Raw genomic sequence first — 25,797 nt, 5'->3', positions numbered from 1 at the left:
CAGGGAACATCCCCGCTTAAATACCAAACTCTTTGCGTTCCGTCATTTCTCCGTGACGGTGAGAATGTCATCCCCGGGGGCCACATCCTTTCCGGAGATCCCCTCTACCTTGGCGTAATCCGCCGTGTTGCAGATGATAACCGGAATGATAGTGTCGTAGCCGGCGGCCTTTACCTTGTCCAGATCCACCGTCAGCAGCAGATCGCCTTTCTTCACCTGGTCTCCGGCCTTCACATGGCCCTCAAAGCCGTCGCCCTTCATCTGCACCGTGTCCAGTCCCACATGGACCAGCACCTCGGCGCCGAAATCCGCTGTGATACTCACCGCGTGAAGGGTGTCAAATACCATTTCCACCTTGCCGTCCACCGGGGAATAAATCTTTCCCTCAGACGGGATCACCGCCACGCCATCGCCCAAAATCCCCTGGCCGAAGGTGGGGTCACTCACCTGGCTGAGAGCTACCGCCTTTCCCTTTGCCACAGATCCCAGCACATGGTTCTTGTCTTTTTTCTTAAACAGTCCAAACATTCTCGTTTCCTCCCTCTTTTTTTCTTCTATTCATCGTCCGTCGCCGTCACGCGGCGGATATGGATCGCCAGATACATGACTTCCTCCTCGGAAATGGGATTTCCCGTCTCCTGACCAATGTAGGCCGCGATGCGGCGGCTGCAGTCATATTCCCGTTTGTACTTCTGTCTCATCATCTCCGCCAGCTCGCTGTCCTGGTCCGTCAGCAGCTCCTTGCGGTAAATCCGCTGGATCAGAAACTTTACGTGGGTGACAAACCGCTCATAGTGGAGGGAATTTTCATCAAACCGGATCCCCAGCTCTCCCTGGGCGATGTCCAGGATGTCCCCCACCAGGTTGGGAAAACGGGCCGCGTCCCGGATGTCTGTGCCGTACTCCGCGTTTACGAAGTGAAGGGCGATGAAACCGGCCTCATCCTCCGGCAGATCCACCCGCAGCCGTTCCCGGATCATCCGCAGGGCGTACTCCCCGATCTGGTATTCTCTGGAGTAAAAGCGCTTGATTTCCCACAGCAGGGCGTTGCGGGGCTTGATCCCCTGCCGGTAGCGGGTGATGGCGAAATCAATGTGGTCCGTCAGGGTCACATAGATGCTCTGATTTAGCTCCAGGCTCAGTTTCTCCTTCGCGTAGGAAATGATGTCCCCGGAAAGGGCCACGTGCTCAATAGGCATCCCGGCCAGCAGATCCTTAAATTTCTCTGCCAGGCTGCGGCTCTCAATGCGGAATACCTTTTCCACCTTGGCCTCCGCCACCCGTTTGCCGGGTTTGGCCCCAAAGCCCAGTCCCCGGCCCATGACCACCACCTCCCGGCCTTCGCTGTCGTAGGCAGATATGATGTTGTTGTTAATCACCTTATCAATTATCATTTCCGGAAAAGCCTCCCCTGGCCTTATCTTTTTTCTGAAAAAAGTGTGCGCTTGGCGCACTCTCCCGCCGGAACGCGGCTGCGTCTGCAGCCATATTCCTCCCCGCGGAGTGTGCCTCCCTGCGGAGCATTCTTCCTTAACAGGAAACGCTGTTTCCTGTTAAAGAAAACAAAAAAACCAGCATTTATAAGAACTGCGCAAAGGAACACCTCGCTCTCTTATAAATCTGGTTTTGCCTGCCTTACAGTAACAACCCAAATGGATTTAATTGATGATGTCATCATATCAGAATCTGATGGATTCGTCAATAGTTTTTCATGAGATTTTTAATTTTTTGTTTATATTGTTTATTTTATTTTTAGAAATTGCGGGAAACGGCAGGGTTCAGAGAGGATGAAAACTTGTTGGCCTTTCTTTCTCATTTCCGTTTCGATGTTTACGGCTGGCCTCCTCGCCTGCGCGGAATTTCGTCCGCGCATCAATGGAAAGGCACCCCGGCCGCCGCCGGGATGCCCTTTTCTTCTGTCAAAAATACTTCTTGGACCCCCACAGATTGCTTTTTTTCAAATCCAGATATTCGCTGTAGGCCTTCTCCAGGATCTGCTTTTCGTTGGAAAACTTCAGCAGATGGTAGGCCTCGTAAAATTTGTAATAGCCGGAGTCCACGAAATATTCTTCCCGCTGTGGTTTGCTGTAGTAGCTGTCAGCCATCATCAGATACCAGTGCACATCCTTCTCCACCATATCGTGGGGAGTGGCAAATGAGTACTGGCTCTTGCCGATGTACTTGATGATGGACGCGGAAACTCCCGTCTCCTCTTTTACCTCTCTCAGGGCCGTCTCCTTAAAATCCTCACCCTCCTCTACAGTTCCCTTCGGCAAAACCCATCCTTCATATTTGTTTTTATAATTCTTATACAAAACCAGAATCTTACCTCGAAAAATCACCACACCGCCACAGCTCGTTGCTTCAATCATATGCAATCCTCCTGATGGGTGTATTCAAACTGGTTTTAGTATACCGCATTTGCCGTCAGGTTTCAAGATGGAAAAGTGTGCGCGGAATGGCAGGACGGTCCGTCCCCCTTCTCCGAAGGGCTCCAAAGCTCTCCGCCAATCAGCGGGAGGTCATGCCGCGGTAGATTTTCTCCGCCGTGATGGGAAGCTCCCTGACGTAAACGCCGGTGGCGTGGGCCACGGCGCTGGCGATGGCCGGGGACGGGGTGTTGATCACCACCTCGCCGATGGATTTTGCCCCGAAGGGGCCTGTTTTCTCATAGCTGCTCTCAAACTCCACCCGGATGGTGCCCACGTCCTGTCTGGTGGGGATTTTATACTGCATCAGGGAGTTTTCGTACACCTGTCCCTTGGGAGAATAGGTCACGTCCTCGTAGAGAGCCATGCCGATTCCCTGGGCCAGGCCACCTTCTGTCTGGATCCTGGTGAGATTGGGGTTTAAGGGGGTGCCGCAGTCCACCACGGCGGCGTAGTCCAAAAGCTCCACCGCCCCGGTCTCCAGATCCACTTCCACCTCGGCCATGCCTACCATAAAGGGAGGCGGAGACACAGGGGAGGTGTTGGACTCGGTGGCCTCCAGGGCATACCCGTTGCTGCACATGGCCCTGTTTCCGATGTCTTTCAAGCTGATCTCCCCGGAGCCGTCCAGACGGTACACCCGCTTTCCGTCAAACTCCACCTGATCCGCGGAAACGCCCAGGTACTCCGCTCCCTTCTCCAGGATCCGCCCGATCAGGGTGTCACAGGTCTTTACCACCGCTCCGCCGGTGAGGTAGGCGGTGCTGGAGGCGTAGGAACCGGAATCATAGGGGGAAATGTCCGTGTCCACTCCGTGGACGATGATGTTGTCCAGGTCGCAGCAGAGGCAGTCGGCGGCCACCTGGGCCAGGGTAGTGTCACAGCCCGTTCCCATGTCAGCGGCGCCGATCATCAGGCTGTAGAAACCATCGTCGTTGAGCTTGATGGTGACGGAGCCCACGTCCAGGCCGGAAATGGCAGAACCCTGCATGGACATGGCCACGCCGGCGGCCCGCACCTTTCCATTCCCCATATCTCTCACCGGGTATTTTTCCTCCCAGCCAAACATCTCCTTCACACGGGCCATACAGCGGTCCAGAGCGCAGCTGGCCGCCGTCTCCCCGTAGTAGGCGGGCATATAGTCGCCTTCCTTCACCATGTTTTTCTCCCGGAGAGCCACCGGGTCCATGTGAAGGAGGTCCGCCAGCTCATTCACCGCCGACTCCACCGCAAACAGTCCCTGGGTGGCGCCGTAGCCGCGGTATGCCCCGGCGGACATCCGATTGGTATACACTACATCGTAGGTAAACCGGAAGGCCTCCGCCTTCGCGTAAAGGGGAATGGACTTGTGGCCGGACAGGCCTACGGTGGTAGGCCCGTGCTCGCCGAAGGCGCCGGTGTTGGACAGGGTGTAAAGGTCAATGGCCTTTACGATTCCGTCCTTGTCCGCTCCCAGGCGCACCTTCATCTCCATTTCATGGCGGGGAGAGGAGGCAATCTGAGACTCGTACCGGCTGTAGACGATCTTCGCCGGCCGTCCCGTAAGCCAGGTGACAATGGCGGGATACACCTCCGCCACCACCGTCTGCTTGGCCCCGAACCCGCCGCCGATCCTGGGCTTTAACACCCGCACCTTTGCCTTGGGGATGTCCAGGGCGTGGGCGATGATGCGGCGCACGTGGAAGGGCACCTGGGTGGAGGCGGTGACCACCAGCCTGCCGTAGGTGTCCATGGTGGTGAAGGCCCGGAAGGTCTCCATCATGGCCTGCTGGTTGGCCTTGGTGTGGTAGGTGCGCTCGATCACGTAGTCACACCGTTTCAGCACCTCCTCCACGTCTCCGTCCTTCTCACAGCCGGAGGCGCATAAATTCCTCTGATTGTCCGCCCCTACCGGACAGAGGCTGCGCCAGTTCTCCTCCGGATGGACTAAAATGGGGTTGTCCTTCGCCGTGCGGAAGTCTAACACCGGCTCCAGCACCTGGTATTTCACCTTAATTAATTTTAGCGCGCGATCCACTGCCGCCTCTGTCTCCCCGGCTACAATGGCCACCGCGTCTCCCACGAAACGCACCCGCTTGTCTAAGATCAGCCGGTCATAGGGGCTTGGCTCCGGGTAGCTCTGTCCGGCCATGGTAAACCGCTTGTCCGGCACATCCTCCCAGGTGAGAACCGTGACGATTCCCGGCACCTTCTTCGCTCCCTCCGTCCGGATCTCCTCAATGAGGGCGTGGGCGTGAGGGCTGCGCAACACCTTTACCACCAGGCAGTCCTTCGGCGCGATGTCGTCGGTGTACACCGGTTTTCCCGTAACCAGGGCCATGGCGTCCTTTTTCATCACCGGGCTGCCTACTACTTTAGCCGTTCTCTCCATCCGTCTCTCCCCCTCTTTCGTTTAAATACCGTTCAATGGCCCGCAGCTGGCCCATGTATCCCGTACAGCGGCACAGATTTCCCGCCAGATATTCCTTGATTTCTTCCTCCGTGGGCCGGGACAGCTCCCGCTCCATGGCCAGCACATTCATGATCAGGCCGGGGCTGCAGAATCCGCACTGCTCAGCGCCCTCTCCCGCCAGATACCGGCCGAAGGCCGCAGCCTCCTTTTCCACCCCTTCCAGGGTCGTCACCTCTCTGCCGTCCGCCCTCGCCGCCAGGGTGGAGCAGCTCAAAACGGGAGTACCGTCCAGCCAGACGGTGCACAGGCCGCAGTTGGAGGTCTCACACCCCCGTTTTACGCTGTAGCAGCCCTGTCTCCGCACAAAATCCAACAGCAACTCTCCCGGATCAATTTCCGCTTTCAGCCGCTTTCCGTTTAATGTGACTGTGATCTCCATTCTACGCCTCCTCCTTTTCCAATGTCTCCATCAGACGTTTTACATAGACCTCCGCCAGGTGGGCCCGGTACTCTGCACTTCCCCTCAGGTTGCTGCCGTAGGAAAACTGTCCCGCGGCCTCGCCGGCCAGCTGGGCCGCCGTCTTTCCGGCCCCGCTTATCTGGATTCGCTCCGCTTTCTTCGGCCGGGCGCCCACAGACACCCACCAGTCGTCCCCTTTCCTGGAAACGGCGCAGGCGATGACAGGAAAATCCGTTTTCGTGTTTCGCTGAGTGACGTAAGCCGCCTTCCGGCCGTCCTTTTTTACGATGATCCGCACCAGCACGTCGCGGTCATAGGGCATCTTCGCGAACTCCTCCAGGGAAACCACGCCGCCGCGGTACAGCTCCACATAGCTGTCCAGGGCCAGCAGGCAGGTGAGTACGTCAGAAAATCCGTATCTCCCGTACACGCTGCCGCCTACGGTGGCCCCGTTCCTAAACTGGACGCCTACGATGTGGCGCACACATTCCCGGAACACGCCGTTAAAGGCCCGCTCCAGCCCTTCGTCCGTCTCCAGCTGCCGCAGGGTGCACATGGCCCCGATGGAAATTTCCTCTCCCCTGTCCTCAATGGTGTTCAGGCCCAGGCCGGACAGATCTATGACCGTCCCCTTCTGGCTGTTTCCCATTTTCAGCCACATCATGCCGCCCACAATCACGCTGGACCGCTTTTGATTCAGCTCCCAGGCCTCCTCCAGGCTTTTCGCCTTCACATACTCTCTCGCACTGAACATTTCCTAACCTCCTCTTGTATCTGTCACGCCGCCTAATTTCCGGAAAAATAGGCGTCGAAAATCCCTCTCGCAATGGGAGCCGCGGCCCTTCCTCCAGAGCCGCCCTCCTCCACAATCACCGTCACCGCGATCTTGGGCGACTCCGCCGGGGCAAAGCCGGTAAACCAGGCATGGGTCTCCCGCCCCGTCTCAAACTCGGCGGAGCCGGTCTTTCCCGCCACCGTATAGGCGTCGGTGCGCAGGGCGGAACCGGTGCCTGTAGCCACCACATTTCTCATAAACTCCGTGAGGTCCGCCGCCTCCTTCGCCGTCATCAGCTCGCCCCAGGCGGAGGGCATAAATTTCTTTCCCTCCTGGCCGCCGGCACTCTCAACGCGGTCGATGAGATACGGTTTCATCAGCGTGCCGCCGTTGGCGATGGCCGCGGTGATCATGGTCTGATGAACGGGGGTGACCTGGGTCCTTCCCTGGCCGATGGCGGTCTGGAGCGTCTCCCAGGTGTCCGCCTCCGCCGTCATGGCAAAGGAGCTCTCGCTGTAGGGCAGGGACAGGGGCAGCTGCCTGTTGTACAAAAGCTGCTCCGCCAGCTCCCCAAAGCCCGCTTTATCCAGGCCAAGGCCGATCTGGGCGAAGGCCCCGTTGCAGGAATTGGCAAAGGCCTGGGTGAGATCCTGGCTGCCGTGGGCCTCTCCGTGATAGCAGCGGATGGTGTACTCCCCGTTCTCATACGTCCCGTCGCAGTCAAACCGGAACTCCCCGTAGTCCTCCGGGTGCTCCCGCAAATATTCCAGAAGGGTCAGGATCTTAAAGGTGGATCCGGGGGCGTAAAGCCCCTGCGCCGCCCGGTTTAACAGCCTGGCCTCCCCGGCCTCGTCCGCCGTCAGGGCCTCCCAGTTTTCGGCGATGGCATTGGGGTCGTAGTCTGGTTTGGAGACCATGGCCAGGATCTTTCCCGTGTCCGGCTCCATCACCACCACCGCCCCCCGCCGGTCCCCCAGCAGGTCGTAGGCTGTCTGCTGCAGGCGGACATCCAGGGTGGTTACCACGTTATCCCCCAGGTTTTTCACACCGGAAAACTCATTGAACACCTGCTCCACCAGGTTCACGTGGGAGGTAAGCAGGTAAAAATTCGTCAGGGACTCGATCCCCGTTTTCCCATTTCCTGTGTAGCCCACCACGTGGGCAAAGAGGGAGCCGAAGGGGTACTCCCGCCGCTCCGAGCCGTCCTCCGCCGTCACCGTCCTGGCAAGAACCTGGCCGTCGGAGCTTAGCAGCTCGCCCCGCACCACCCGCTCCGCTAAAAGGTCCACCCTGGGGTTGTAGGCGTTGTTGATCACGGAGCCGCTCTCAAACTGGAGGAAATACCCCAGATACAGCAGCATACACACAAACACCCCGGCGACCACGTACGCCAGACGGAGAATATTCCGGTTCGCGTTTGGATTCGGATTACTCTTTTTCATCTTCTTCCTCATTTCTCTTTAAGATATAGAGGCCCTGAATGACGGCAAACACGATAAACGTCCCCACCACGGAGCTGCCTCCGTAGCTCACTAACGGCAGGGTCATACCGGTGAGAGGGATGAACTTAAAAGCCCCGCCCACCGTCAGAAATACCTGCACGATGTATTCGCAGCCCAGCCCGAAGGCGATGAGCTTGTAAAACATGGCCTGCATCCTGGTGGCGATCATCATAAACTGTAAAAAGCAGCCCAGGCAGATGAGGATCAGGCAGATGGCAAAAAGCCCTCCCAGCTCCTCGGCGATGGCGGAAATGATAAAGTCCTTTTCCACCACGGGAATCTTTCCCGGAAGGCCCCGGTCCAGCCCCATGCCCATCCAGCCGCCGGTGCCGATGGCAAAGAGGGACTGGGCGATCTGATAGCCCTTGTCCGCCACGTCCGACCAGGGATCCAGCCAGGCCGCCACCCGGTTCTGCACGTGGGGAAACAGCTGATAGGCCATAGCCGCCGCGCCGCAGCCGGCTGCCAGGCCGGCAGACAGGTAAAACCAGTTGTTCGTAGCCACAAACAGCATGAACAGGTAGGTCAGGAAAAAGATCAGGGCATTTCCCAGGTCTTTGGAAAACACCAGCACCAGCACGTGGGCCGCCGCCATGGCCGTAGTGGCCGCCACCGCCTTAAAATTCGTAGCCCGGTAAAACATGGTAGCCACAAAAAACACGTAGCTGATCTTCACAAATTCTGCCGGCTGCAGGCTGATCCCCTGAAATTCCAGGGACATTTTCGCCCCGTAGCTGGTCGTTCCCGCCACGCACACCGCCACAAGGAGGATGAGGCCGATCCCGCCGTAGACCCAGGGGATCCTGGAAAGCTGCCACACCCGGTCTATGATGAAGGGAATGATCCAGGTGAGCACCGCCGCCACCGCCACAATGGCAAACTGGCGCACCGCCCGCTCCATATTCAGCCTGGAGAGCATGAGAAAGCCCACGCTTAGCAGCAGGCACATATTGTTGAGCAGAAGGCGGGAAATATTCCGGTAAAACACCCTGGACAAGACCAGATACAGGCCGAAAAACAGCACCTGCGCCCCGTAAAACACCAGGATCCGGTCCTCCCCCCGGCTGATATACAGGGAGAGGTAGCCCAGAAAGTGGATCAGAAACATCACCACATTCTGCCTTCTGCACAGCTTTAATTTCCTGATGTCGTACCGCTCTCCGAAAAACCGGAAATTCAGGTAGGCGTAAAAAATCATCAGGAACGTCATCAGGTATTTGGAACCTTCTAATATCAGTGTCGTCAAACTGTCACCTTTTTTAACCTTATTTTCCCATTGTCCTTACTCCACGCCACGCTTGAAATGGCCCCTGGTAAAGGATCCGGGCAGGGAAACGGCCCGGCCGTGGAGGAAACTGTCCGCAAAGGCCCTGGCGATCTGTCCCGCCTCCCGCGGCTCCTCCAGGGTAAACTGAAGGCGCAGCCCGGCGGGCCCCAGGCGCTCCACCTGCCGCTCCTGCCCCAGAAGGGACAGCGGGCTGGTGTTGTAAATGATATTACAGCAGAACCGGCAGCAGTTTCTCACGGGAAATTCTTTCCCCAGCCGGTCCTTTAACCGCACCACCTCCGGCCGGTGATCGCAGCCGGACACGGTGCGGCGGATGCACTGGGCAGACACCATTACCGGGAGATTTCCGTAGACCACCAGCTCCTCTCCCAGGCCGTCCAGGGCGCCCAGCTCTCCGCTGTTAAGCTCCAGAGGATAGGTCAGCTCGTCCGCTCCCAGGCGGATCATGGTCTCCTGCGCCTTCCGGTTGAAGGTATAGAGGCTGCTGTCAAAGATCAGCTTTCCATTCCAGGAATACTCCTCCCGCAAAAACAGCAGCTCCTCCGCCGAGCGGATCAGGCAGCCGTCAAAGCCGGCCGCCAGGAAGGACTCCCTCTCCCGGCGAAAATACTCCCGCGCCTCTTTCCGGAAGATCTGGGGCAGGCTGAGATAGCACTCTTTCCCCACCGCTTTGCAGGCGGCCGCCAACTCCTCCCACCGCTCCGCCCCGATTCCGCAGGAATCTAGATAGATCCGGGAAATCTCCGGAATGGTCAAAAGCTCCCGCGCCACGTCCTCCCGCTCTGTCTGGGCGGTGAGGCGGCAGGGCTGCCCGGTTTCCCGTTGCCGTTTTTCGGAACCGATCTTTTCCGGCTCTGCCGTCCCACTCTCCCGGCGGTACTGTCCCAGCACCGCGTCCTCCAAGGCCTTAAGCCCCTGACGGCGCAGCTCATTGAGGGCCTGAACCGGCAGGAAGGGACTTCCGCTCATCTCCGCCTCCAGGGTTTCAAATACGAAGGGGGTTCCTCCGGTCTTTCCCATCTGCTTAAGGAGCTTTTCCTTTGTAATGGGCTGATTTAAAGCGGTCTGAGCCTCTTGTCCCGTCACGGCGACGCGGATTTCCCGCTCCGGCTCCTCTTTTCCCAGGCCGGAAACTGCCAGGGAAAGGGCCGCCGGCTCTCCCTCCCGCAGGGACACCAGCCCCTTTACAGGCTCCTGGCGCTCCCCTTCCACATAGGTTTTGTCCAGGTAGTCAAATAAACTCTGGTTTCCTTCCCGGAACGCCGGCTTTTCTTTTAACGCCACCATATGGCGGCCATTGTGGTTTTGATAATATCCGTCGGAGAAACCGCCCCGGTCGAACAGGTCCAAAAGCAGGCGCTTGTCCGCCTCCTCCACCCGGTAGCCCTCCCGGCCGTACTCCAGGTAGCGGTCCACGTATTTGCGGTAAACGCTCACCACTCCGGCGGTGTATCTGGGGCTTTTCATCCGACCCTCGATCTTTAAGGAATAGATCCCCGCCTCCAGCATATCGGGAATCAGATCCAGGGTGCAGAGGTCTTTTAAGCTCAGTACGTATTTCTCGTCCTTCTTATTTAACGTCTTTCCGCCCTGTTTTACTTCATAGGGCAGGCGGCAGGTCTGGGCGCACCGGCCCCGGTTGCCGCTGCGTCCGCCGATCAGGCTGCTCATCAGGCATTGGCCGGAATAACAGTAGCAGAGGGCCCCGTGGACAAAGCTTTCAATCTCCACGTCCGCCTGCTCTTTGATCTCCCGGATCTCCTCTAAGGACAGCTCCCTAGCGGTCACCACCCGGCTGGCTCCCAGCTCCTTTAAGAGCCTGGCGCCGTAGGCGCCGGTGATGGTCATCTGGGTACTGGCGTGGAGGTGCAGCCCCGGAAAATGCTCCTTTAAGTAGGAAAACACTCCCAGATCCTGGACGATGGCCGCGTCCAGCCCCTGCATATAGTAAGGATTTAAATAGTCAAACAGGCCTTCTAACTCCCGCTCCTTCATCAGGGTATTCACCGTCATGTACAGACGGCGTCCGTGCAGATGCACGTAGTCGATGGCCCGCAGCATGGCCTCCTCGTCCAGATTATTGGCATAAGCCCTGGCCCCGAAACGGGAACCGCCGATGTACACCGCGTCCGCTCCGGCGCAGACAGCGGCGGTCATACTCTCATAGGAGCCGGCCGGCGCCAAAAGCTCCACCTGTCTCTTATCCAATCCAGTTCCTCCTTCTTCTCTCTCATGTCTGATTCCGCGGGCATTCAGTGTCCCGCCGAACCTTTACCTTTAAACCCAGCCTTTCTTCTCCCGGCCACGCCCCTAGGGGATTCAGTCCCCGTTTTCACAGAGCGCAGCCTTTCCTTCAAACAGGGGATAGCCCGCAGCCGCGCTCCGGCGCGAGTGAGCGCTACTGCCCATACGTTTTTACAGGAAACATTTCTCTGACGGGGATTTCTGCTATGCAGCCCCTGCGTCTCCTATTTAAACACGAAAATGGAGATGCAGCCCAGCGGCACCCCCATCCAGTCATCATTTCTTCTTCGCCTCATCCAGATCCCGCAGCGCTTTTTCCAGTTTCATCTGCGTGGTCACAAGCTCGTGTTTCAGGCTGTAAGCCTCCTTCTCCAGGCTGTGATTCTGCTCCTCCAGCTGCCGCACTCGCTCCTGGCTCTTAAAATAGTCGTCGGCGATGTTCAACTCCACCATGGTGACCTGGTAATCCCGGCTCTGTTTCGTGTAGCCCTTCTGTTTCTTCATGAGGGAGATCTTTTCATTGATATAGCTGGCTACCCGCTGGAGGTATCCTTCCTCCTCCTCCCCCTCTAAGGTGTAAATTTCACCGTCTATCAGCACTTCTGCGTAATTCTTGGATTCCATCCCTTTATCTCCTATCGTGGCGGTTTTTATGCACCGTTCCTCTCCCGCGCTCTGCGGGGCTAGTGAAAGTATACCATATCATGTTCTATTATTCCAGTGATTTTTCAATATCTTGTGTCTCAGGAGCCTGCACTCATTAGGGCTTTCTTGACAAAGCAACCCATGAACCGCAACCTGCACTCCCCGCGGATTTCCTGCGGCGCAAAGGCCTCTGGCGGATCGCGTTTCTCACAGTGGAAACGGCTGACGGCCCGGCAGCGTTCCTGTATGGTACGGATGTTTACCGGGCAAGCCCCAGATGATGGTAGGCCAGCTCCGTGGCCATCCGCCCTCTGGGCGTGCGGTTTAACAGGCCATTCATGATCAGATACGGCTCGTACACGTCCTCCAGCGTCCCCGCGTCCTCTCCCAGGGCCGCCGCCAAAGTATCCAGGCCCACCGGGCCTCCGGAAAACTTCTGAATGATGGTGAGCAGAATGCTCCTGTCGTTATTGTCCAGGCCCAGGCGGTCCACTTCCAGGATGTCCAGGGCAAAATCCGCCACCTCCTTGGTGATCACCCCGTCGTACTTCACCTGGGCGAAGTCCCGCACCCGTTTGAGCAGACGGTTTGCCAGACGGGGCGTTCCCCTGGAACGCTTGGCGATCTCACCGGCTCCGTCCCGGTCAATCTCCACGTTCAGCACCTTGGCTGAGCGGACAATGATCTCCTCCAGCTCCTCCGGAGTGTAGAAATCCAGTTTCTGCACCACGCCGAACCGGTCCCGCAGGGGGGCCGTCAGAAGGCCCGCTCTGGTGGTAGCTCCCACCAGGGTAAAGCGGGGCAGCTCCAGCCGGATGGAACGGGCGGAGGACTCCTTTCCCAGCATGATGTCGATGGCAAAATCCTCCATGGCCGGGTAGAGCACCTCCTCCACCTGCCGGTTTAACCGGTGGATCTCATCCACAAACAGCACGTCCCCCTCCTGGAGGTTATTTAAAATGGCTGCCATCTCTCCCGGCTTTTCAATGGCCGGGCCGCTGGTCACCTTCATATTTACCCCCATCTCATTGGCAATGATGCCGCAGAGAGTGGTCTTTCCCAGGCCGGGCGGGCCGTAAAAGAGCACGTGATCCAGAGACTCCCCCCTGGATTTGGCCGCGTCGATGAACACCTTTAAGATGGATTTCGTCCGGCTCTGCCCGATATATTCATTGAGATACTGGGGGCGCAGCGTCCCCTCGATCTTTTTTTCTTCCTCCGTCACGACATCCGTCGTGATGATTCTCCGCTCCATAGTCTCAACCTGCTTTCCGTCTCTCTACTGTCAGATCAGGAACTTTAAGGACTGCTTTAACACGTCCTCCGCCGTCATGTCCCCGGAAATCTCCACCCGGCCCACAGCCTTCGCCGCCTCCATGGGAGAATAGCCCAGAGCCGTGAGGGCTTCGATGGCCTCCCGCCCCGCCTGGCTGACTCCCGGCGCGGCCGCGGCTGCCTTCTCTCCGTCTCCAAAGGCCTCCGCCGGCAGAATGTCGTCCATAGATACCTTATCCTTCAAATCCAGAATGATTCTCTGAGCCGTCTTGATACCGATTCCCGGCGCCTTGGCGATGGCCTTGGCATCTCCGGAAATAACCGCCAGACGCAGATCGTCCGGCCGCAGAGCGGACAGCACTCCGAGCGCTCCCTTGGGGCCGATGCCGCCCACCCCCAGAAGCTGGCGGAATACGGCCAGTTCTCCTTTTCCCAGAAAACCGAACAGGCCAATGCCGTCCTCCCGCACCTGCAGATAGGTGTGCACCTTGATCTCACTCCCCAGGGCCGGAAGCCGCTCTAAAACCGTCACCGGCACCCGGATCTCATAGCCGATCCCTCCGGTCTCCACCACAATCCCATCCTCAGATGCCTCGCTTAAAATGCCTCTTATATAGGAAATCAATCTGTCCTCTCTCCTTCATTCGTTGTCCCTACATCATAACATATCACGCCCCCCAATGCAACCGGAAATCGAACAAATATTCTGTTTCGCATTGACGGCCGCTTTTTTTGCGGCTATAATGAGGGAATCAGAACGGTTTTTTCGGGAGGAACTCCTATGATTGTTGTAGAAAAGACATTCTCCCCCGGCGATTCCTATCCTTTGGAGCGGATCGGGCGGCCGGAGGAGCTTTTATTTTTTGATATTGAGACCACCGGCTTTTCCGGGGCCACGTCCAGCCTGTACCTGATCGGCGCCGTCTATGTCAAAGACGGCGTGTGGAACCTGATCCAGTGGTTTGTAGACCGGCCGGGAGCGGAGGAGGAGGTGCTGCGGGCCTTTTTTGACTTTCTGACCCCCTTCTCCACCCTGGTGCACTTTAACGGGGATACCTTTGATCTTCCCTACCTGGAAAAGCGATGCCAGAGCCTGGGGATCCTCTGCCCTCTCTCCGCCTTTGAGAGCTGGGATATTTACAAAAAAATAAGGCCCTTCAAAAAGCTTTTGGGCCTGGACAGCCTGAAATTAAAGGCTGTGGAACGGTTTCTGGGCATTTACCGGGAGGATCCCTACACCGGAGGACAGCTCATCCAGGTATACCAGGACTATCTCACCACCGGAGAGGACGCCCTCTACCGGATGCTGATGCTGCACAACGAGGAGGATCTCATGGGAATGCCCCGGATCCTGCCAATTTTATCCTATCCCGACTTCCTGGCGGGGGATTTTCTGCCAGAAGAAGGGGCGATCCGGACGGAGGAGGATCTCTTTGGAACGAAGGAATTCTTTCTCCAGCTGTCCTGCCGCGGCGCCCTCTCCCTCCCCACGCCGGTGGCCTGGGACCATCCCGCCCTGGACGGGGTCCATTTTTCTGCGGAGGACGACCGGCTGGAGCTTACCATCCCCCTCTTTGACGGGGAATTAAAGTATTTTTACCCGGATTACAAGGACTATTACTATCTGATTTATGAGGATACGGCCATTCACAAGAGCGTAGGAGAATTTGTGGACAAGGCGGCCAGGAAAAAGGCCACTGCCGCCACCTGCTACACCCGCAGAAGGGGGCTGTTTCTTCCCCAGACGGAGCCGGTTCTCACCCCTGCCTTCCGAAAGGAGCTGCGCTCCAAATGCTCCTACGGAGAGCTGCCGGAGGATCCCATGGCCTGTCCCTGTCTCTCCAGTTACGTAAAAAGCCTGGTGGCCTCCAGTCTGCCGGTCAAATCGTAACACGAAAACCGGGCGGCTGCGTCTGGCCCTCGCCGGAGCACGCCGTCCCGGGTCAGACGCAGCCGCCCGGGCCCTTCCCTGCCGCCGTTCTAATAACTCCCTTTCTTCAACAGCGCCCGGATCTCGGCAAAGGTTTTCTCCTCCCCCTCGTCCCGCAGCATCAGCAGCAGCCGTTCCACCAAGGCCCTTGTCTCCGGGTGCATGAGGAGATATTCCTTGGAGCGGCAGAAGTATTCCCAGGAGGAGCCGTCGGTGTAGTCCTTTCCCCGGTACACCTTGGAGGCGGCGATCCGGTCCATCATCATCTCCATCACGTAGTTTAATGGCATTTTCACTCCCACCATCCCCGCCTCTTTCCCTTTCGGAGACACATCCATCCAGTATTCCAGATGATGGCGGTTTCTGCCCTTGTGGTGGAGCCAGGCCGCCGAGTAGCCTTTTTCCTCCCGCTCCGCCGCGTTGGGGCTGCGGTTTCCCTGGTAGTACCGCACCCCAGTGGAAAACTCCGTCCAGCCGTATTTGGACAAATCGTGGAGCAAGCCCTGGCGGTACAGTCCGATGCGAAAGCAATTTTTCATCACCAGCCATTTGTGGGTGGTGATAGTCTTAAAATGTCCCCATATATGGTTCAGTTTCATAGTCTGCGCCTCATTTCCCGCGGGCGGACGCCGGAAAACAGGAGCGTGCCCGCGGCCGCGCTCCTGTGGCGGTTTCCTATCCGGATCCGTTTTTTCTTTCATTCTGCCGCCTAGTATAGCATGGCAGGGCGGGAAAGTCCATTCCCATTCATGGGATTTCCCGAGTTCTCCTCTTTCCCACCCCAAACAGATGTAGTAAAATAGATTTCAGAAATCATTTGCCAAAAAGGAGGAATCCCCTTGAAAACCCTATATCTTATCGGCGGCCCCATGGGCGTGGGAAAAACCACCCTGTGCCAGCATCTGAAACGGCGGCTCCCTGGCAGCGTATTTTTAGACGGAGACTGGTGCTGGGACTCCCATCCCTTTCAGGTGACGGAGGAGACGAAGGCCATGGTCCTTACAAATATCTGCTTTCTCCTGAACCAGTTTCTCCGCTGTTCCGCCTACGAAACCGTCATCTTCTGCTGGGTGCTGCACCAGCAGGACATCCTGGATGCCATCCTCTCCTCCGTCCGCCGGCCGGACTGTGCCGTAAAAGCCATTTCCCTGGTGTGCGGGGAACGGGAGCTGACGGAGCGGCTCATGAGGGACGTGGCCGCCGGAATCCGGACGGAGGACGTGGTGGAGCGAAGCCTCTCCCGCCTTCCCCTCTATGAGGCCCTGAACACCTGGAAAGTGGACACCGCCGGAAAAACGGTGGAACAGATCGGGGAGGAGATCATCGCCCTGCCGGAAAACGAGGATTTTTCCGCCCCCGGCTCCCCGCGGGAGAAGCGCGGAAATCCTTCTGAAATCGTTTGACACTCCCAGGAAACTATGCTATTCTGTACGTAGCCGCGGCAAACGCGGCCTACACCATTTTCATTTTATTTTTGGAGGTATCATATGAAGGGTACAGTTAAGTGGTTTAACAACCAGAAGGGATACGGTTTCATCTGCGACGAGCAGGGAAATGACGTATTCGTACACTACACCGGACTGAACATGGAAGGTTTCAAGTCCTTAGACGAGGGCGCAGCCGTTGAGTTCGACGTAGTAAACGGCACGAAAGGACCTCAGGCAACCAACGTTACGAAGTTATAATTTTTATAATGGGCCAACCAATGTACCTTTTTCATTAAATAAATCTTATTTTTTTGAAAGAAGTTCTATGGATTGAAACGTGATTGCGGGAAAGCGCCCCGCCGCCGGTGTTCCGGAGGCATGGGCGCTTTCCCATTTTTGTCTTATTTTCTTTAAAAAGTATCGCAGTAGCGCACACTCGCGCCGGAGCGCGGCGGCGGCAGCAGCCATTTTCCTTGACAGGAAACGCACATCCGCCGGTGGCGGTGGCCTTTGTGCCGCAGCCAGCCATCATAGGAACCGCCGTTTCCCATGGCAGGAAAAATTCCCCGGCCATGGAAGGAGCATCCGGTTATGAATTCCCGTCCTCCGCCTCCATGCAGCTCTCCATCAGGGCGTAAAGCTCCGGCAGCTCCTTATTTAAAGCCACAGGGAGGCCCTTTGCCGACGAGTAGTAGCAGTGTTCGCTCTCCGCGGTGAAACGGAGGCTACCGTCCTCTCCCACCACCTGGTAGGCCAGAGTCATCCGCATGGGCTTTAACACCTTGCCTGTCACGTAAATCTTCACCGTTTCCCGGAACCTGGTCATTTTCAGATACCGGCAGCTGATCCCCAGCACTGCGAAGTCAATGCCCTGCTCCACGCTTTTCTCATAGCCGTAGCCCAGCTTTTCCAGAAAATCCACGCGGGCCTCCTCCAGCCACTTGATGTAGTTGATGTGGTTGATAATACCCATCTGATCCGTCTCATGGTACTGGGTCACCCGCACATAGGGTTCCATCTTCATGGCGCCGCCCCTCCTATTTCGCCTGCTCCAAAAGTTCCCGCAGCTCCTCTACCGTAAACTCGTAGTGCTTGTTGCAGAAATGGCAGTTCACCTCAATGCTCTTTCCGTCGTCGATCATCTCCTGGATCTCTTTTTTTCCGATGCTGACGATGGCTTTCTCCACCCGGTCCTTGGTGCAGTTGCAGACAAAGCGGGTGGGAAGACGGTCCAAGATCTCCAGGCCGAACTCTCCCAAAATGTGCTCCAGGATCATCTCCGGGCTGTTCCCAGCATCCAGCAGGCTGGTGATGGAGGTGATCTCCCCCAGGGTCCGCTCCAGTTTCGTCACGATCTCGTCGGAGGCCCCCGGCATAAGCTGAATCATAAAGCCGCCGGCCTGGCGCACGGTGTTGTCCGTATTCATCAGAACGCCCAGGGCCACGGAGGACGGAGTCTGCTCCGAGGTAGCGTAGTAATAGGTCAGATCCTCTGCGATCTCACCGGTTACCAGAATGGTCTGTCCCACGTAGGGCTCCTTTAAGCCCACATCCCGGATCACGCTGAGGACGCCCACTCCCAGGGCGCCGCCCACGTCCAGCTTTCCCTTGGCGTTTGGCGGGAGCATGACCCCAGGGTTAAAGACATAGCCCTTTACGTCCCCTTTGGCGTCCGCCGTCACCGTCAGGCCGCCGATGGGGCCGTCGCCCTGGATCTTGATGGTGAGCAGGTCCTTCTCCCCCTTCATCATCACGCCCATCATCCCTGCCGCCGTCAGCAGCCGTCCTAAGGCCGCCGTGGCCACCGGGCTGGTGTTGTGGGCCGCCCTGGCGGTCTCCACCAGCTCCCTCGTCGTTGACGCGAAGGCACGGATCTGTCCCTCCGCCGCCGTCGCTCTCACAATATAATCTGTCATTGTTCCTTCATCCTCTCTCTGTCTTTTCCTCTTTCCCGAAACACCAGGTAAATCCGCTCGGAATCCGCCTTCGGCGCCTCCCTGGTGAAGGCGTCATAGGCCGCCAGAAATTCCATCCCGGCCCTCTCCCCCGCTGCCCGTATCTCCTCCAGGGAGTAGGCCCGCTGGTAGTGGGTTTCCTCATATTTCCGGTACAGCCCCTGGTCTCCCTCTTTTACGAAAACGGCCAGCTCATACTCGTTGAGCCGTTCTTCTTCGTCATAGTAGTTGTCCCAGATAAAGCTGCCGTCCTCCCGGTTTTCGGCGATGGTCTCATCCCCCATCTGCCGGTACTTGTACTCCGTGTTCAGATCAAACACAAAAATGCCGCCGGGATCCAGATAATTGTTCACCAGGCGGAACACCTGGGTCAAATCCTCCAGGTCCAAAATGTAGTTCATGGAGTCGCAGACGGACACCACTGCCCTCACGGTGCCGTAGAGCTCAAACTCCCTCATATCCTGGAGCAGATACAGGATGTCCCGCCCGGAGGCCGTCCGCTTTTCCATGGCGATTTCCAGCATTTCCTCGGAATTGTCCACCCCGATCATATCGTAGCCGGCTGCTGCCAGCCGCTCCGTCATGGCTCCTGTGCCGCAGCCCAAATCCAGCACCAGTCCGTCTTCTACGCCCCAGTCTTTTAAAAGGCCGGTGAGATACCGGCACCAATCGTCGTATGGGACATTGTCCATAAACAGGTCGTAAACCTGCGCAAATCCGGAATAAGCCTCCATGTTTTCCTCCCTTTAGTCCGCCTGGGCCAGAAGATACTCCTCCAGCTCCTCCACTGTGGCCGCGATATACCCGGCTCCCGCCGTCTCCAGCTCGTCCCGGTCTCCGTAGCCGTAGAGCACGCCGATGGAATCCATCCCCACCTCTTTTGCTCCCAGCACGTCGTGTTTCCGGTCTCCGATCATCACCGCCGCGGACAGGTCGGTGATGCCCTCCGCCTCCAGCAGGTAGCGGATCACATCCGCCTTCCGCACCCGTTCCTGATCGGTGCTGGCTCCGGCCACCCGGTCAAACAACTCTGTGAGCCCGAAGTAGTCCGTGACGATCTTTGCCGTTCCCTCCGGCTTGGAGGTGGCCACGTACAGGCGGTAGCCGGCGCCCTTCAGCGCCCCCAGCATCTCCCGGATGCCGGCGTACTCCTTATTTTCGTAAACGCCCTTTTCCAGATAGTATTCCCGGAACACGGACACGGCCTCATTCGCCTGCTCTCCCGTCAGCCCCCACTCGGTGAACTGATCCCAGAGGGGCGGCCCGATAAACGGACGCAGCCGCGTCCGGTCCTCCACCTGGATTCCAAAGTGGGCCAGCGCCAGCTGCACGGCCTTGGTGATCCCCTCCTCCGGGTCCGTCAGTGTTCCATCCAGATCAAACAGTAAATAGTCCTTCATCCTCTTTCTCCCATTCGCGGGAAACACCGTTTCCTACGACAACAAAAAGGACCGGCCACATGATGACCAGTCCTCTCTCATCCATCAGGCTATGCCTAATCTTACAGGATTTCTCTCTATTCGTCAACCCTTCCAGGCCGCTCCCGCAAACGGCCTATCTGAAAAATTCATGCCCGTCGTGGGCAAATAAATATGTTAAACTTCTGTCAAACCAGCCCACCGCCCCTCTCCGGGAACGGCTCCGGTTCATGAAAAACAGCGCGCCCTGGGAGTAGTCCTCTCCCGCCAGCGCCCGGTCCACACAGTCGATGGTCTCCTGGGTGATCCGGACCCGGTTGATACTGCCGTTGGAAACCGGGGAAAACTGGTTTTTCTGATATACGACGCCGGTGACCGTGTTGGGGAACCGGGGACTTTTGACCCGGTTGATGATCACGTTGGCCACCAGGATCTTTCCTTTCTCATCGCAGACGCCGGCCTCGGCCTGCACGATCCGCAAAAGCGTATTGTAATCTTCGGCGGAGCAGTTGATCGCCGCCCGCGCGGCCTGCTTTTCCTGCTCCTCCAGCAGCCTGATATTCTCCTCTGCCTGCTGTTTCAGGAGCTCCTCTTTTTCCAGCTGCTCCTGCACGGTCTTCTGAATCAGACCGCCCGCAAGCATTCTTCCATCCCTTAAGGCCTCTGCGTCGGCAATGTTCACATTCAATTTCGCGTCGATCACATGGCCAGGACCTGTTTGGCCTTCTTTTGTACTGTATATCGTTCTGGTGGCAGTGGTCTCTGCCGCTGCTGGAGCCGATACGGTCTCCGCCATGGCGTTTAAGGGGCCGCCAGTTTCAATGCTGCCGGTGGTTAAGGCCACCACAGCCGTTACGGCTACCGTTGCCGCGGCTGCCGCAAAACGATGACACGTTAAAGTCAGCATACACATTCCTCCTTGTTCCGGGGTGACGCCCAAAATTATATTGGAGGATTGTTACAAAAGTCAATCGTTATTTCACAATTTTGTCATAATCTTCTTTAAATTTTCATTTCATTTTTGTTCTTATGGTTCATGTTCCTAAATTATAGCCGGATAATACAGGCTTTTTTATGCAGTCTGCGAATAGCCCGTTTCTGTAATTATTACATTTTTGTTAAATAATTTAACATTTAAGGCAGGGGAGATTTTGACTCCTCTGCCTTATGTCAACTGATTATTCCTTTGTAAGGGAGACAAATGTCCCGTCCACATATCCGGCCAGCGCCTCCGGAGACACCAGAATCTGCTTGCCCCGCATCCCTGCGCTCACCGCGATCCGGTCAAATAAAATCGCCGTTTCTTCTATATAAGTAGGGAATTTCTTTTTCATCCCCACAGGGGAACAGCCGCCCCGGATGTAGCCGGTAACGCCAAGGAGATCCTTCATGGGGAGCATCTCCACCTTTTTATCCCCGGCAGCCTTGGCCGCCTTTTTCAGATCCAGCTCCTCGTCCACGGGAATGCAGCAGACCAGATACCCCGTCCGCTCCCCCTTCAGCACCAGGGTTTTGAACACGCTGTCGTGGTCTTCCCCCATGACATCCGCGGCGTGGGAGCCGGAGAGATCCTTCTCGTCCACCTCGTACTCCCTGGCCTCATAGGAAATGCCCGCCTGCTCCAAAAGGCGCATCACATTCGTCTTTTCCACAGCGGATTTTTCCCCGGCGCTCATCGAAGGGCCTCCAGAAACTCCTCCGCCAGCCCATCGGCGTACGCTCCCCGGTAGGTTCCCGCCACAAACCGGTCAAAGCCTTCCTCCCGGAGCCGTTTCCAGCTCTCTGTCTCCCGGCGGATGATGGACGGGAAAAATAAGGCCCCGTTCCTTTCCGCCGCCTTTTGATCCCCCGGCGCGTCGCCGATCATGAGGACGTGGTCTCCGTCAAATCCGCCTTCCTTCATCAGCCTGGCGATGCAGGCTGCCTTGGAGCCGGAATCCTGGGCCATAACCTCCTTCACAAAGGGGAGAAGGCCGTGGCGGTTCCACTCCGCCTCCACCGCCTCCCGGTTGGCAGAGGACACCACCGCCAGCTCCGCCTGTCCGCTCATGAAAGCTAAGGTTTCCTTCACTCCGTCGAAGGCCTGGCTGAGCGGCAGGGCGGCAATGGCCTGGTTGCTGGTGATGGACCAGTCCAGAACCTTTTCCAGAATGGGGCTTTTTTCCCTCCCCGCCCGCTTTTCCAGACTGCCGTTGGAAAATACGTCCGTCTCCCGCAGCCAGCTGGAGAAATCCGTCAGATCCTCCTGCAGGAATCCGCGTTTCACACACTCCTTCAAGGTCATCTCCAGGCCCTTAAACCGGTTGATCCCCCGGTCCATGGAATAGAGGCTGATGTGATTCCAGATCTCCTCCGCCTCCGCCCGGTGCGCCTCCATATGCCATTTTTCCACCATCAGAGGGGCAAAACAGAGCTTGTGTTTCGCGTCCATAGTGTCGATGGCGCAGCCGTCTGAATCAATGCAAACTAAAAATTTCTTCTGTCCCATAATGTCTCTCCTGTTTTTTATGCCTTCGATCATATCTGCTTTCAGCATATCCGATCCGGGAGATTTTGACAAGTTTCGTTATATTGTTCACAAATCCCCGGGACGGCCTCTATCATCCCTGATCCCGCGCCCGTTCCTCCTGATTCTGCCAGTAAAACACGTCCATGGTCTCAAACCGCAGGGTAGCCTTTCTGGCGCTCTTTTCCCGAAAACCGGAACGCAGCCGCTCCTTTACGGACTCCAGGTTCTTTTTCCTCAGGAAGTTGAGCAAAATCAGCACCTGGCCGGGACGGTATACGGTATACACATCTCCCCGCCGCAGCTGGCTCCCTGCCACCTGACAGAGCAGTTCCGAATAATAGCCCATGCGGCTCTCGCTCTGGACCTCCCTGCCATTGCGGCTGACCACGGTGCAGATCATCAGATAGCTGCCGGAATCCTTCCGCTCCGCCATCCGCACACACATATGGAAACAGTCCAGAAAGCCTGGATAGCTGCACCGGTAGGCGCCGGAAATGTCCCCTTCCTCCTTAAGGCCGTCCTTCACGTCCTGGCTGCTTCGCTCCATCATCTGGATTTTGCTGCCCATCTTCCGGAATTTTTCCATACGGTTTCTGGACGGTTCCTGGCCCTCATGGCCGAAAAACAGGCTGGCAGCCTCGTCGTAGGCCTTTTTCGCCTCCCGGTATTTCCCCAGTGCCAGCAGGCTCTCAATCAGCCACTCACTCCACTCGTCCATAGGGCAGACCTGCAGCGCCTGGGCGCACAGGGCCGCCACTTTTTCCTGGTCATTCCGGCTTTTCAGGAGCGCGCAGGCCTCCCGAATACAGTTTTCATAAAGGCCCTGGTATTTTCCCCGCATGGCCTCCACCCAGGAATCCCCGGACATGGCAGGCAGGAACTCTCCCTTGTAATATCCGGCCGCCTGCTCCAAAAGGGCCAGCCGGCTCTCCGGATCCCGGTCCTGAAAGGCGCGGGAGCAGGCCCGCTCCAAAAGGACAGCATCCACTTCCAGCTCCAGGGCGTCGTCATTTAACACGTAGACCCCGCCGCGGTACTGGATGGCATCCGGCCCCGTCACGCCGTTGTCCGCCAGCTGACGCCGCAGTCTGGAAAGCGTCACCCGCAGGGCGTTTCCGGAATTGGCCGTGCGCACGTCGTAGAGGTAGTCCTGCAGTTTCCCGCGGCTGATCCCCTTTTCCCCGGCCCACGCCAAGATCAGAAAGAGCTGGAGAATTTTCCCATTTCCAGAAAAATCCCGCTCCACTTCTTTTCCATTATATTCCATTGACAGATTGCCCAGCATCCGGATACGCAGCACAGCCAAAGTCTCCACTCTCCTCATCACCCACTGTCCTGAAAGCCGCCCGAAAAACGGGCACCCGGCAGCACGCCTTTACGCCGGCGGCCGGTCCCCGCTGCAGTTTCTCAAGATTTATTCATTATACTACATATTTTCCCTAATTTCTACCAGCTAGAGGGAAATGCCTTGTGATTTTCATCCAATCGTGTCAAATATAGCGTCTCACCTTTCCCATATACCGCCGGTAACGCTCTCCGAACTGTTCCAGGCACCATCTCTCCTCCGCCAGAATCACCCAGTGGGCCGAAATCTGAAACACAGCCACCAGCCCAAGAAACAGAACTGACCGGGTCAGTAGAGCCATCCCCAAAAAGCAGATGAAATACGCCACGTACATGGGGTTGCGGGAAAGGCGGTAAAGCCCGGTTTCCTTCATTTTCCCGCGGTCCGGACGGGAAAAGGTCACCAGAGAGGCACTTAAGAGGCAAAGCCCTATCCCATAGCAGGCTGCCCCCGCGCAAAAGGGCCAAGACAGGGCAGCAGAAATCTTTAAAAAGAACAGGTATAGGAATATGCCGGTATTGGATATTTGATAAACGCCGTAGGCGAGCCTCTCTGACCCCTGCATGGGCGCAAAATAGGCGGCTCGTCTCAAAGCCGCGGAGTCAAAGGCCGACGGCAGCAGAAACCGCACAGCCAGAAACGGAATCAGCAGAACGCCTCCATTCATGGTTTTTTTTCCTCCCTTTTTCCGTTTGACGGTTCATTTGTCTCCATTTTATCAGAATTTTCCGTCTTTTTCCAGCGTTGTTTCCGGCGGGACAGGAAAACTAGGCAGGAGAACGGCGTTCGCGAGGATTCGTGACTTCTCACCTGTTTTGTGGTATTATGGGACACAGATGAGAAAGGAGGACGACAAATGGCACAAAACCGAACCATTCGCACCATTTTTCAACGGACAGAGCTTTCTGAACCGGCTTTATTTTCCCCCTCTGACACCACCAAACCGGTGGACGGCTTTCCAAAGCTGTGTGTCTCCACGTTTTCGGAGGCCATGATCCAGGCCTTTGCCTCCCTTGAGGGCACAAGGCAGATCGCAGAGCTTTACACCGCCAACGGCGTCCTTCCCGTCTACCGCCTCCGCTATCGCGGGACAGACATCGCCTTTTACCTGTCCAGGGTGGGGGCTCCCGCCTGCGTTTCCGGGTTTGAGGAGGTGGTGGCCATGGGGGCGGAAACCTTCGTGCTGTTCGGCTCCTGCGGGGTGCTGGACGATGAGGCGGTGAAGGGCCGCATTATCATCCCCGTCTCTGCTATCCGGGACGAGGGCACCAGCTATCACTATGCCCCTCCGTCCCCGGAAATCGAAATGGATCCCCGCTCGATCCAGGTCCTGGAGCGGGTGCTTTCCGCCTGCGGCTGTCCTTACGTGAAGGGAAAGACGTGGACCTCCGACGGGATTTACCGGGAAACGGTGCCGGTCATCCGGGAACGGCGGGAGGACGGCTGTCTGGCGGTGGAGATGGAGTGCGCCTCCATGATTGCCGCCGCCCGCTACCGTGGCATTCCCTTTCTCCAGTTTCTGTACGGGGCAGACGATTTGAGTACCCAGACCTGGGACATCCGGGATCTGGCCCAGTACGGGGTTTCCGAGACGGAGAAGTATATGGCCCTGGGGTTTGAATGCGGACTGGCGCTGCGGGAGGCGTGGAACGAATGAGTAAATGAGTGAAAGATAGCGATTGCGCATCTGAACTGAATGTATGATGGATGGTGGATTGAGAAATTCTGTGGAAATGGGGGCGCAGGCTATTTGAGGCGGCCGACGGGCGAAACCGTTCTGGCAGACGGTTTTGGCCGATGATTTGGCCGATGCGATGATTTTGGCCGATGTTTTGATTTAGGCGGATGATTTTGAAAAAGTATTTTGGCGGATCATTCTGCCGGAAGGAGGAGTTATGGAATACTGGTTTACTGCCTATACCACTTTTATCAGCGCCCTTCTGGGCGTCGGGTTCGCCCTGGCCGCTGTTTTCCGCGAACGGGGAAACAGCCGGGCCAACGCTCTCTACCTGCTGGCCAGAGGGCTGGCCCTCACCTTTCTCGCCGCCATCCCCCTCCGCGCCGCCGCCCCCGGCCTTTTGCTGACGGTGACGGCGGCGATGATGATGTTGCAGCTGGCGGATGCCCTGATCGGCATATCGCTGAAAAGCCGGCTGCGCACCTTTGGGCCGCTGTTTTTGGCGGGGTGTCATGGGGTGGGGGT

27 protein-coding genes are annotated in these 25,797 nt (G+C 57.2%); 5 read left to right on the top strand and 22 right to left on the bottom strand.

Annotated features, from left to right (window positions below):
- Positions 1-42: 42 nt before the first annotated feature.
- The 12 genes from B5E84_RS05665 to ruvA form a co-directional block, all read right to left on the bottom strand.
- Positions 43-528 (bottom strand): PTS sugar transporter subunit IIA, encoded by a 486-nt coding sequence (locus B5E84_RS05665; protein WP_087220492.1) that lies wholly within the window; start codon positions 526-528, stop codon positions 43-45.
- A 26-nt stretch (positions 529-554) separates the two neighbouring features.
- Positions 555-1,394 carry a BglG family transcription antiterminator LicT gene (licT, locus tag B5E84_RS05660; protein ID WP_087220489.1) on the bottom strand — a complete coding sequence of 280 codons (840 nt, stop codon included), beginning with the start codon at positions 1,392-1,394 and terminating at the stop codon, positions 555-557.
- Between the two features lie 525 nt (positions 1,395-1,919).
- Entirely contained in the window at positions 1,920-2,372 is a 453-nt protein-coding gene (locus B5E84_RS05655) for an NUDIX hydrolase (RefSeq protein ID WP_087220486.1), read from the bottom strand.
- A 139-nt stretch (positions 2,373-2,511) separates the two neighbouring features.
- On the bottom strand, positions 2,512-4,800 hold the full coding sequence (locus B5E84_RS05650; protein WP_087220483.1) for a xanthine dehydrogenase family protein molybdopterin-binding subunit: 2,289 nt from the start codon (positions 4,798-4,800) through the stop codon (positions 2,512-2,514).
- The gene (locus B5E84_RS05645) at positions 4,784-5,260 is read right to left on the bottom strand and encodes a (2Fe-2S)-binding protein (protein ID WP_087220480.1); all 477 of its coding nucleotides are present in this window, start codon (positions 5,258-5,260) and stop codon (positions 4,784-4,786) included. Before B5E84_RS05645 ends, B5E84_RS05650 begins: the two co-directional genes overlap by 17 nt.
- 1 nt (position 5,261) lies before the next feature.
- Positions 5,262-6,035: an FAD binding domain-containing protein gene (locus B5E84_RS05640; protein ID WP_087220477.1), complete on the bottom strand. Its 774-nt coding sequence runs from the start codon at positions 6,033-6,035 to the stop codon at positions 5,262-5,264.
- A 32-nt stretch (positions 6,036-6,067) separates the two neighbouring features.
- Positions 6,068-7,498 carry a peptidoglycan D,D-transpeptidase FtsI family protein gene (locus B5E84_RS05635; RefSeq protein WP_087220472.1) on the bottom strand — a complete coding sequence of 477 codons (1,431 nt, stop codon included), beginning with the start codon at positions 7,496-7,498 and terminating at the stop codon, positions 6,068-6,070.
- Positions 7,485-8,804 carry an FtsW/RodA/SpoVE family cell cycle protein gene (locus B5E84_RS05630; RefSeq protein ID WP_204248549.1) on the bottom strand — a complete coding sequence of 440 codons (1,320 nt, stop codon included), beginning with the start codon at positions 8,802-8,804 and terminating at the stop codon, positions 7,485-7,487. The genes B5E84_RS05635 and B5E84_RS05630 overlap by 14 nt, the downstream gene beginning before the upstream one ends.
- A 36-nt stretch (positions 8,805-8,840) precedes the next feature.
- The gene (locus B5E84_RS05625) at positions 8,841-11,054 is read right to left on the bottom strand and encodes a peptidase U32 family protein (RefSeq protein ID WP_204248548.1); all 2,214 of its coding nucleotides are present in this window, start codon (positions 11,052-11,054) and stop codon (positions 8,841-8,843) included.
- Positions 11,055-11,366: 312 nt separating this feature from the next.
- Complete coding sequence (locus B5E84_RS05620; RefSeq protein ID WP_087220466.1) at positions 11,367-11,714, bottom strand: cell division protein ZapA; 348 nt, start codon at positions 11,712-11,714, stop codon at positions 11,367-11,369.
- Between the two features lie 280 nt (positions 11,715-11,994).
- A complete protein-coding gene (gene ruvB, locus B5E84_RS05615; protein WP_087220463.1) occupies positions 11,995-12,990 on the bottom strand; it encodes a Holliday junction branch migration DNA helicase RuvB in 996 nt (331 codons plus the stop codon).
- A gap of 30 nt (positions 12,991-13,020) precedes the next feature.
- Positions 13,021-13,635: a Holliday junction branch migration protein RuvA gene (gene ruvA / locus B5E84_RS05610; protein ID WP_087220461.1), complete on the bottom strand. Its 615-nt coding sequence runs from the start codon at positions 13,633-13,635 to the stop codon at positions 13,021-13,023.
- Between the two features lie 156 nt (positions 13,636-13,791).
- On the opposite strand from ruvA, the gene B5E84_RS05605 reads away from it, so the two are divergent.
- Positions 13,792-14,901 carry a ribonuclease H-like domain-containing protein gene (locus B5E84_RS05605; protein ID WP_087220458.1) on the top strand — a complete coding sequence of 370 codons (1,110 nt, stop codon included), beginning with the start codon at positions 13,792-13,794 and terminating at the stop codon, positions 14,899-14,901.
- A gap of 89 nt (positions 14,902-14,990) precedes the next feature.
- On the opposite strand, the gene B5E84_RS05600 is transcribed toward B5E84_RS05605, so the two are convergent.
- Complete coding sequence (locus tag B5E84_RS05600; protein WP_087220711.1) at positions 14,991-15,539, bottom strand: DUF5662 family protein; 549 nt, start codon at positions 15,537-15,539, stop codon at positions 14,991-14,993.
- A 240-nt stretch (positions 15,540-15,779) separates the two neighbouring features.
- Here B5E84_RS05600 and B5E84_RS05595 point away from each other — a divergent pair, with 240 nt between their 5' ends.
- Both B5E84_RS05595 and B5E84_RS05590 read left to right on the top strand, forming a co-directional pair.
- Positions 15,780-16,343: an AAA family ATPase gene (locus B5E84_RS05595; protein ID WP_204248547.1), complete on the top strand. Its 564-nt coding sequence runs from the start codon at positions 15,780-15,782 to the stop codon at positions 16,341-16,343.
- A gap of 84 nt (positions 16,344-16,427) precedes the next feature.
- Positions 16,428-16,625, top strand: a complete 198-nt coding sequence (locus B5E84_RS05590; RefSeq protein WP_087220454.1) for a cold shock domain-containing protein — start codon at positions 16,428-16,430, stop codon at positions 16,623-16,625.
- A 331-nt stretch (positions 16,626-16,956) separates the two neighbouring features.
- Here B5E84_RS05590 and B5E84_RS05585 read toward each other — a convergent pair whose 3' ends face one another.
- The 9 genes from B5E84_RS05585 to B5E84_RS05545 all read right to left on the bottom strand — a co-directional run bounded on the left by B5E84_RS05585 (position 16,957) and on the right by B5E84_RS05545 (position 24,261).
- Entirely contained in the window at positions 16,957-17,391 is a 435-nt protein-coding gene (locus B5E84_RS05585; RefSeq protein ID WP_087220451.1) for an acyl-CoA thioesterase, read from the bottom strand.
- Positions 17,392-17,404: 13 nt separating this feature from the next.
- On the bottom strand, positions 17,405-18,283 hold the full coding sequence (gene hslO, locus B5E84_RS05580; protein ID WP_087220448.1) for an Hsp33 family molecular chaperone HslO: 879 nt from the start codon (positions 18,281-18,283) through the stop codon (positions 17,405-17,407).
- Entirely contained in the window at positions 18,280-19,056 is a 777-nt protein-coding gene (locus B5E84_RS05575; RefSeq protein ID WP_087220445.1) for a class I SAM-dependent DNA methyltransferase, read from the bottom strand. Before B5E84_RS05575 ends, hslO begins: the two co-directional genes overlap by 4 nt.
- A gap of 12 nt (positions 19,057-19,068) precedes the next feature.
- Positions 19,069-19,722, bottom strand: a complete 654-nt coding sequence (locus B5E84_RS05570; RefSeq protein WP_087220442.1) for an HAD-IA family hydrolase — start codon at positions 19,720-19,722, stop codon at positions 19,069-19,071.
- Positions 19,723-19,876: 154 nt separating this feature from the next.
- The gene (locus tag B5E84_RS05565; RefSeq protein WP_242963309.1) at positions 19,877-20,647 is read right to left on the bottom strand and encodes a cell wall hydrolase; all 771 of its coding nucleotides are present in this window, start codon (positions 20,645-20,647) and stop codon (positions 19,877-19,879) included.
- A gap of 271 nt (positions 20,648-20,918) precedes the next feature.
- Entirely contained in the window at positions 20,919-21,392 is a 474-nt protein-coding gene (gene ybaK, locus B5E84_RS05560) for a Cys-tRNA(Pro) deacylase (protein WP_087220706.1), read from the bottom strand.
- A 20-nt stretch (positions 21,393-21,412) separates the two neighbouring features.
- A complete protein-coding gene (locus tag B5E84_RS05555) occupies positions 21,413-22,228 on the bottom strand; it encodes an HAD family hydrolase (RefSeq protein ID WP_162612813.1) in 816 nt (271 codons plus the stop codon).
- A gap of 112 nt (positions 22,229-22,340) precedes the next feature.
- Positions 22,341-23,573, bottom strand: coding sequence for an AfsR/SARP family transcriptional regulator (locus B5E84_RS05550; protein WP_087220433.1), 1,233 nt, complete (start codon positions 23,571-23,573; stop codon positions 22,341-22,343).
- A 166-nt stretch (positions 23,574-23,739) separates the two neighbouring features.
- Positions 23,740-24,261, bottom strand: a complete 522-nt coding sequence (locus B5E84_RS05545; RefSeq protein WP_087220430.1) for a methyltransferase family protein — start codon at positions 24,259-24,261, stop codon at positions 23,740-23,742.
- Positions 24,262-24,468: 207 nt separating this feature from the next.
- Between B5E84_RS05545 and B5E84_RS05540 the strand changes: the two genes are divergently transcribed.
- Together B5E84_RS05540 and B5E84_RS05535 are read left to right on the top strand one after the other, a co-directional pair.
- A complete protein-coding gene (locus B5E84_RS05540; protein WP_087220703.1) occupies positions 24,469-25,251 on the top strand; it encodes a nucleoside phosphorylase in 783 nt (260 codons plus the stop codon).
- Between the two features lie 238 nt (positions 25,252-25,489).
- Positions 25,490-25,797: hypothetical protein (locus tag B5E84_RS05535; RefSeq protein WP_143469183.1), on the top strand; the 308-nt coding region annotated here is incomplete at its 3' end.

It is taken from the genome of Lachnoclostridium sp. An14 (assembly GCF_002160755.1).
In the GTDB taxonomy this organism is placed as follows: domain Bacteria; phylum Bacillota; class Clostridia; order Lachnospirales; family Lachnospiraceae; genus Lachnoclostridium_A.
This window is presented reverse-complemented; position numbering and strand designations above follow the sequence as displayed.

What these genes read in the sequence shown, in the direction of transcription:
- B5E84_RS05665 (WP_087220492.1), bottom strand. Translation starts at nt 528, where the DNA reads ATGTTTGGACTGTTTAAGAAAAAAGACAAGAACCATGTGCTGGGATCT.
- licT (WP_087220489.1), bottom strand. Translation starts at nt 1,394, where the DNA reads ATGATAATTGATAAGGTGATTAACAACAACATCATATCTGCCTACGAC.
- B5E84_RS05655 (WP_087220486.1), bottom strand. Translation starts at nt 2,372, where the DNA reads ATGATTGAAGCAACGAGCTGTGGCGGTGTGGTGATTTTTCGAGGTAAG.
- B5E84_RS05650 (WP_087220483.1), bottom strand. Translation starts at nt 4,800, where the DNA reads ATGGAGAGAACGGCTAAAGTAGTAGGCAGCCCGGTGATGAAAAAGGAC.
- B5E84_RS05645 (WP_087220480.1), bottom strand. Translation starts at nt 5,260, where the DNA reads ATGGAGATCACAGTCACATTAAACGGAAAGCGGCTGAAAGCGGAAATT.
- B5E84_RS05640 (WP_087220477.1), bottom strand. Translation starts at nt 6,035, where the DNA reads ATGTTCAGTGCGAGAGAGTATGTGAAGGCGAAAAGCCTGGAGGAGGCC.
- B5E84_RS05635 (WP_087220472.1), bottom strand. Translation starts at nt 7,498, where the DNA reads ATGAAAAAGAGTAATCCGAATCCAAACGCGAACCGGAATATTCTCCGT.
- B5E84_RS05620 (WP_087220466.1), bottom strand. Translation starts at nt 11,714, where the DNA reads ATGGAATCCAAGAATTACGCAGAAGTGCTGATAGACGGTGAAATTTAC.
- ruvB (WP_087220463.1), bottom strand. Translation starts at nt 12,990, where the DNA reads ATGGAGCGGAGAATCATCACGACGGATGTCGTGACGGAGGAAGAAAAA.
- B5E84_RS05605 (WP_087220458.1), top strand. Translation starts at nt 13,792, where the DNA reads ATGATTGTTGTAGAAAAGACATTCTCCCCCGGCGATTCCTATCCTTTG.
- B5E84_RS05600 (WP_087220711.1), bottom strand. Translation starts at nt 15,539, where the DNA reads ATGAAACTGAACCATATATGGGGACATTTTAAGACTATCACCACCCAC.
- B5E84_RS05590 (WP_087220454.1), top strand. Translation starts at nt 16,428, where the DNA reads ATGAAGGGTACAGTTAAGTGGTTTAACAACCAGAAGGGATACGGTTTC.
- B5E84_RS05585 (WP_087220451.1), bottom strand. Translation starts at nt 17,391, where the DNA reads ATGAAGATGGAACCCTATGTGCGGGTGACCCAGTACCATGAGACGGAT.
- hslO (WP_087220448.1), bottom strand. Translation starts at nt 18,283, where the DNA reads ATGACAGATTATATTGTGAGAGCGACGGCGGCGGAGGGACAGATCCGT.
- B5E84_RS05575 (WP_087220445.1), bottom strand. Translation starts at nt 19,056, where the DNA reads ATGGAGGCTTATTCCGGATTTGCGCAGGTTTACGACCTGTTTATGGAC.
- B5E84_RS05570 (WP_087220442.1), bottom strand. Translation starts at nt 19,722, where the DNA reads ATGAAGGACTATTTACTGTTTGATCTGGATGGAACACTGACGGACCCG.
- B5E84_RS05565 (WP_242963309.1), bottom strand. Translation starts at nt 20,647, where the DNA reads ATGCTGACTTTAACGTGTCATCGTTTTGCGGCAGCCGCGGCAACGGTA.
- B5E84_RS05555 (WP_162612813.1), bottom strand. Translation starts at nt 22,228, where the DNA reads ATGGGACAGAAGAAATTTTTAGTTTGCATTGATTCAGACGGCTGCGCC.
- B5E84_RS05550 (WP_087220433.1), bottom strand. Translation starts at nt 23,573, where the DNA reads ATGAGGAGAGTGGAGACTTTGGCTGTGCTGCGTATCCGGATGCTGGGC.
- B5E84_RS05545 (WP_087220430.1), bottom strand. Translation starts at nt 24,261, where the DNA reads ATGAATGGAGGCGTTCTGCTGATTCCGTTTCTGGCTGTGCGGTTTCTG.